The sequence below is a fragment of the Candidatus Aquicultor sp. genome (assembly GCF_054640775.1).
Window position 1 is genome coordinate 1 of record NZ_JBTSLF010000218.1, and the last position, 3,922, is coordinate 3,922.

Annotated in this window: 4 protein-coding genes; all 4 read left to right on the top strand. The window is 53.2% G+C overall.

Annotation, left to right across the window (positions count from 1 at the left end; translation table 11 throughout):
* Nucleotides 1-414: 414 nt before the first annotated feature.
* Nucleotides 415-1,104 carry a TetR/AcrR family transcriptional regulator gene (locus ACYC56_RS13040; RefSeq protein WP_461374608.1) on the top strand — a complete coding sequence of 230 codons (690 nt, stop codon included), beginning with the start codon at nucleotides 415-417 and terminating at the stop codon, nucleotides 1,102-1,104.
* Entirely contained in the window at nucleotides 1,094-2,440 is a 1,347-nt protein-coding gene (locus ACYC56_RS13045) for an HlyD family secretion protein (RefSeq protein ID WP_461374609.1), read from the top strand. The genes ACYC56_RS13040 and ACYC56_RS13045 overlap by 11 nt, the downstream gene beginning before the upstream one ends.
* 42 nt (nucleotides 2,441-2,482) lie before the next feature.
* Nucleotides 2,483-3,244 (top strand): efflux RND transporter periplasmic adaptor subunit, encoded by a 762-nt coding sequence (locus ACYC56_RS13050; protein ID WP_461374610.1) that lies wholly within the window; start codon nucleotides 2,483-2,485, stop codon nucleotides 3,242-3,244.
* A gap of 9 nt (nucleotides 3,245-3,253) precedes the next feature.
* Nucleotides 3,254-3,922: ABC transporter ATP-binding protein (locus tag ACYC56_RS13055; protein WP_461374611.1), on the top strand; the 669-nt coding region annotated here is incomplete at its 3' end.

Consider the following 3,922-nt stretch of genomic DNA (forward strand, 5'->3'; position numbering starts at 1 on the left):
ACCGGAAGGCCGGGGCGTGGAGCACCCACCCGCAGAACGCAGTGCCACCGGAAGACCATGTCGTCTAGCACTGCGCATCCATCCCATCGACCACATCCAAACATCCCCCAGCACTCACCACAATCATCCAACATCCACCTAAACAGAAAACTCCCCATCCCAAACATTCTTAAGCTATAAATACCGGATCTTGGGAATATAGGGCAAGTAAGGGCATGCCTACTTATTCGTTCGGCTATGGCCAGGTGAATGCATGAACAATATTTTCGACTGTCCAGTCAAAAATAATTGACCAGGTGGTCGAAAAGGGTATAATTAAATTGACCAGTTGGTCGAAATAACTAGTATATAACCAAACCCGGTATGTAACTGGATGGTCTGCTGAGGCCACAGACATAGGTCACTGATATAAAAGTGAAAGAAGTAAACCGCAAGATCGGCAAGGAAAAGCATATGCCTGATAAAGATGACAACGATAACTTTATAGATCTTTTTGAAGAGGACTCCCGTCCCATGACGAAAAGTGAGCGCACGCGTCTTAAGATAATGGCGAGCGCCGCTAAAGTGTTTGATGAGAAGGGTTTTGATAAGGCCTCGATTCAGGATATCGCCGATGACGCCGGTATCGCAAAGGGAACCATCTATTATTACATAGAGAAAAAAGAAGATATCATGGTCTCAATTCTGAAGTTCGGCAAGGCCCGCCTGTTCTCAAAGATAGAGAAGGGGATAGATAAAGCCGATACCGCTTCGAAGAAGATCGACCTCATCATCCGTAACCATATGAAAACAGTAAAAATCGTCGGGCCGATCGTACCCTTTTTTGCACATAGTCTGACATCTACCGATTCGGCTACCAGGGATGTTATGGCCGGATTTCGTGAAGAGTACCTGCATCTGCTTGAGTCCGTAATCGAAGAGGGGATTGAATCCGGGGAATTCAGGCAGGTCGACCCGGGTAAGGCGGCGCTCGGCATTTTAAGCCTGGTGGTCGGACAATTATTGCAGGCCAAGTTATTTACCGGAAAGCTCAACGCTAAAGCAATCGCGGACAACACGATGGACATCGCTTTAAACGGGCTGAGGAGCAGGCATGAAGACTAAGGCTATCGCCGTTGGCGTTGCGTCATTGCTTATAGCGCTCTCGCTGGTCTTTTTTGCTGAGGCCGGGCAGGGGCGCAATGCGGTTAATGCATCGATTACAACATCGGGTGCGCTGGAGGATGACAAGAAAGCCATATGCGTTCCGGCCGAGCTTGCGTTGATCGGTATGGAGCAAGGCAAGCAGGCAAAAACCTCGCCCGGGATACCATCCCCGAAGCCAGTGGGTATGGTCAAAGACGTAAAGGTCGAGCCGGGGGATATCGTTAAGCGGGGCGATGTGTTGTTTACGGTCGACGATACGCTGGCAAAGCAAAACCTGAAAAAAGCCCAGGCCCAGTACGATACTATCGAGGCGACGCTCGATAGCCTTGGCGGCTCGCGCAGCGATATTGCAAGTAAGAAGGGCGATTTGAACCAGGCCGAGGCGACGCTGAAATCAAAACGCGCCGAGGCCAAACAGACCTTTGCCGTGAAATATGCGGAAGGGCAAGCAAAAGTGGCGGAATTAAAGAGTAAGCTCGCATCCGTGGCGGCGGGTCTTACGCAAGCGCGGGGAGGGCTCTCGGCGGTGACCCAGGCGGAAGACGCGGCGCGGCAGGCGCTCGCAGAAGCCCAGGCTCTGCCCGATAGCGACCCTGCCAAGCCACAGAAAGTAGCCCAGGCTAAGGGGATGCTGGAAGGTGCATTGCAGAAAAGGACTCAGCTCACCGCTACGATAGAGCAGCTGTCTGCAGTAAAAGCAAAGCTTGCCCAAGGGGCCAGCGCCGCTACGGCGGGGCTCGCACAAGGTAAGCGGCAGTTTAACCAGGGTTTGGCTAAAATGGACCAGGCGCAGGCGAAAATCGCTGAGGGAAAGACGAAGATATCCGAGGGTGTCTCAAAGCTCTCGAGGAAGATAGAATTGCTCAAACGAAGAAGAGACCAGGCCGAGGTGGGCGTGAGGATTGCCAACCAAGTACTGGATGCCACCTCGGTACGCGCTTCCACATCCGGTAGGATCATCGCGATCAGGACATCCGAGGGCTCGGTGGTCTATCCGGGACAAACAGTCATGTCGATCGTGCGCACCCGTGCCTTGAAGCTTACCGTCTATGTACCGTTGGATGAAGCCGCTACGGTCAAGAACGGCGATTCCGTTGATGTTGAAGTCGATGCCGCCCCCGGACAGGTATTTGAGGGCAAGGTGATCGGCGTGGGCGGCAAAGCGACGTTTGCCCCTTCGAACATGACGACGGATAGGTTGGAACTTGTGAGGGTGGTCAAGGTAATCGTTGAGGTCGTTAACAAGGATGGCGTTTTAAAGGCAGGTATGCCCGCGGACGTAAGCGTGCATTAGTAGTGATATATATTCTAACTTTCATCTTTAGGAGGGTGGACTATGCATAAAAAGGTAGCTGTAATTGTCGTTGCGCTCGTGGTGCTTGGCGTGGGTTATGCCGGGTGGAACTCATTTGCGAACGGCAAATCCACGAACGGAAAGATCGAAGGATCGGGAACTATCGAGGCTTCCGAGCTGAATATCGGCTCGCAGGTTGCCGCAGTGGTGACTGACGTGAAGGTAAGCGAGGGAAGTCATGTAAAGAAGGACCAGGTTATCGTTGTGCTTGATGATAAGCTGTTGAAGGACCAGGTTGCGGTCGCCAAGGCCGGGGTCGATGCCGCGCAGGCCGGGGTCGATGATGCCGACACACGGGATAAAAGAAAAATAGCCCAGGCGCAACTCGATCAGGCTGAGGCAAGCCTTTCTATCGCCAAGACCCAGCAAACATACGCGGTTATAACATCGCCGATCGACGGTGTTGTGCTGAGCCTGCCGCTCTCAGAAGGTGAAATGGCGAGCCCCGGTGCGACGCTGGCGGTGGTCGGTAAGACATCCGAGCTTGATTTGACCATTTACGTGGATGAGAAAGAGCTGGGTAAGGTACAAGTTGGCCAAAAGGCTTCGGTGAGCGTGGATGCGTTTCCGAATGATACGTTTACGGGCAAGGTCGCAGAAATCGCGTCCGAGGCCGAGTTTACACCGCAGAACGTCCAGACCAAAGAACAAAGGAGCAACCTGGTATTCGGCGTGACGATTAAAGTCGTTAACGCAAAAGGCCAGCTGAAGCAGGGAATGCCTGCAGATGCAGTCCTTGAGTAGAGAGTTTTCATGAATAATTTCATTATCGAGACGGATAATTTAATAGTGGATTTCCCGGGTGTGCGGGCGGTTGATGGTGTGAGTGTTCGGGTCGATGAAGGCGAGATATTCGGGCTTGTCGGCCCGGATGGGGCTGGAAAGACGACCACGATACGGGTGTTGGCGACCATTCTAAAGCCGACCTCGGGTAAGGTTATGCTGATGGGCAAGGATATTTTACGTAATGCCCGGGCAGTGCGGGGTAAAATCGGCTACATGTCCCAGAAGTTTAACCTGTACGGGGACTTAACCGTCGAGGAGAACCTGCGGTTTTTCGCCGATGTCTACAGTCTGCCCGAATCCGAGCGACGGACGAGAACGAAGGAGCTTCTGCATTTTGCGCGGCTCGAAGAGTTCACCGGCCGGAGGGCCGAGTTTTTATCCGGCGGTATGAAGCAGAAGCTGGCGCTCGCCTGCACCCTTATTTACGAACCGACCATCCTGTTCCTGGATGAGCCGACAACCGGCGTCGACCCGGTGAGCCGCCGCGAGTTCTGGGCCATTCTCTCGGAGCTTCGAAGCCGCGGCATCACGCTCTTTGTTTCAACACCGTATATGGACGAGGCCGAGCGTTGCTCGACAGTTGCCTTTATGGATAGCGGGAGGATCAATGTGTGCGATACTCCGAAATCGATCAAG